4 protein-coding genes are annotated in these 1,824 nt (G+C 57.2%); 3 read left to right on the top strand and 1 reads right to left on the bottom strand.

What is annotated here, in order from left to right:
* Positions 1-237, top strand: a 237-nt coding sequence (locus tag ACT8X9_RS13320; RefSeq protein WP_444269319.1) for a hypothetical protein, incomplete at its 5' end; no start/stop codon positions are given.
* A gap of 119 nt (positions 238-356) precedes the next feature.
* On the opposite strand, the gene ACT8X9_RS13315 is transcribed toward ACT8X9_RS13320, so the two are convergent.
* Positions 357-1,052, bottom strand: a complete 696-nt coding sequence (locus ACT8X9_RS13315) for a Crp/Fnr family transcriptional regulator (RefSeq protein ID WP_444269318.1) — start codon at positions 1,050-1,052, stop codon at positions 357-359.
* Between the two features lie 87 nt (positions 1,053-1,139).
* Between ACT8X9_RS13315 and ACT8X9_RS13310 the strand changes: the two genes are divergently transcribed.
* Both ACT8X9_RS13310 and msrA read left to right on the top strand, forming a co-directional pair.
* Positions 1,140-1,262: a hypothetical protein gene (locus tag ACT8X9_RS13310; RefSeq protein WP_444269317.1), complete on the top strand. Its 123-nt coding sequence runs from the start codon at positions 1,140-1,142 to the stop codon at positions 1,260-1,262.
* A 30-nt stretch (positions 1,263-1,292) separates the two neighbouring features.
* The coding region (msrA, locus tag ACT8X9_RS13305; protein ID WP_444269316.1) for a peptide-methionine (S)-S-oxide reductase MsrA at positions 1,293-1,824 on the top strand (532 nt) is incomplete at its 3' end.

Below are 1,824 nucleotides of genomic sequence, written 5' to 3'. Positions count from 1 at the left end.
AAGTCTTCGTTATGGGGCGAAGCCGCAATCTTTCGGAAGCGGCATCGCAAAAGGACACTGTTCATCTTCCCTGTCGTACCTTTTGACCTTTCTCTAAAAGATGTTTTCCTCATAGTTGGTGACATGCTGAATTTGGCATTAGGCTCCTTGCCTTCTGCAAAGCGTTTGAAGTTCAAACAGAAAATACCCACAGCCAAAGCGGCTGTGGGTATGATCAAATCAGATTGTACGAGCTGACGCTACCTTGTCAATCTCTGCAGGTTCGTAGTTGCGCTCTCCTTCTGTAAAAGCCCAACATTCTGCCCGGTGTATCCGCACTTTCCAATACGCCCAAAGGGGGCTTGAAGGGGAGATTCTTAACGCGCAGAAGGAGGAAGGCCGTCCGTCTCTGGCGCCTGGAGAAGAAAGTGGCTTTTATGAAAGTCAAGCAGGCCCTCATCCCGCATTTTTCCAAGCTCCAGCGACAGTCCACTGCGCTCCACGCCGAGATAATCCGCAAGCTGCTGGCGGGAGAATGGAATGTCGAATTCATAGCCACCCCGGCGCTGCGCCTCGGCGGAAAAATAGGACATCAGCTTTGCCCGCGTTGTGCGCTGGCCCATGTGGGTGAGCTTTTCGTTGAGCCGCAGGTTCTTCTCTGCCAGTTCGCCCAGCAGGTTGCGGATGATCCGGCTATGGTGGGAGCAGGCGGAGGGGCACACGCTCAAAACGCGTCTTATATGCAGAAACATCACCGTCACCGTGCTCTCCGCCTCCACGCTCACATTCAGCACTGCCCCCGGCGCGCAGGCGAACACCTCCGCGAAGGTCTGCCCCGGCCCGGTCTTGGAGAGGATGTTGCGGTTTCCCCAGATATCCTCCTGCACGATGAGGGCGCTGCCCGCCAGCACAAGACCCACCTCCTCCACCGCCTCCCCGGCGCGGAGCAGGCGGGAGCCTTTGGGGAAGGTGTCGATCCTCGCCCCAAGGCAGGAGAGCATGGCGGCAAGCTCATCGTCGGAAATGCCGGAGAAAAGCGCCGCGGTGTGGAGTACCGGAAAAAATTCTTTCATAAAAAGTCCTCTTTCGTTGAAAATTCAACCGACTTGTTGCCTTTAGTATAGTACAATGAGTGTAGGAAAGCAACAGGAGGACCGAACATGAAACGACGGATCCTTGAAATCGATCAGGAGAAGTGCAACGGCTGCGTCTTTGGGTTGCTGCTGTATACCGTCCTGCGGCCCGGTCGCGGCAAGAGACAGGACTGTGGCAGGGCGGAGTGAGCCCTGATTCCACTGAAAGGAGGAAACGCGATGTATCGAAGCTTATTGGCACTGCTTTTCGCAGCAGTGCTGCTGCTCAGCGGCTGCGCCGCCGGGCGGCAGACTGTGCCGAAGGAAAAGGTCGGACAGGAAGCAAACATGGACGGCCCGGCTTTTGACCGGCCCGACGAGGAGATCACCTATATGGATACCACGGAAAATGTCATCTATCTGGCGGGCGGCTGCTTCTGGGGCATGGAACAGCTGATGCAGTCCATCCCCGGCGTTATCGACGCCGAGAGCGGCTACGCCAACGGCACCTGCGAGGCGGATGCCGATTACAAGACCGTCTGCAAGGGAGAGACCGGCTTTCGGGAGACCGTGCGGGTGGAATACGACCCCGAGCAGGTGAGCCTCGACGCGCTGCTGCTGGCCTACTTTTATGTGATCGACCCTACGGTGGAGAACCGGCAGGGCAACGACCGGGGCAGCCAGTATCAGACCGGTGTCTATTACACCAACGAAAGCGCGAAGGAAACGGTGGAGCGCATCGCGGAGATCGAGCGGGGACGCAGTGAAAAGT

Origin of the sequence: Faecalibacterium sp. (genome assembly GCF_052358865.1) — a bacterium.
GTDB classification, from domain to species: Bacteria; Bacillota; Clostridia; order Oscillospirales; family Ruminococcaceae; genus Faecalibacterium; species Faecalibacterium butyricigenerans.
This window is presented reverse-complemented; position numbering and strand designations above follow the sequence as displayed.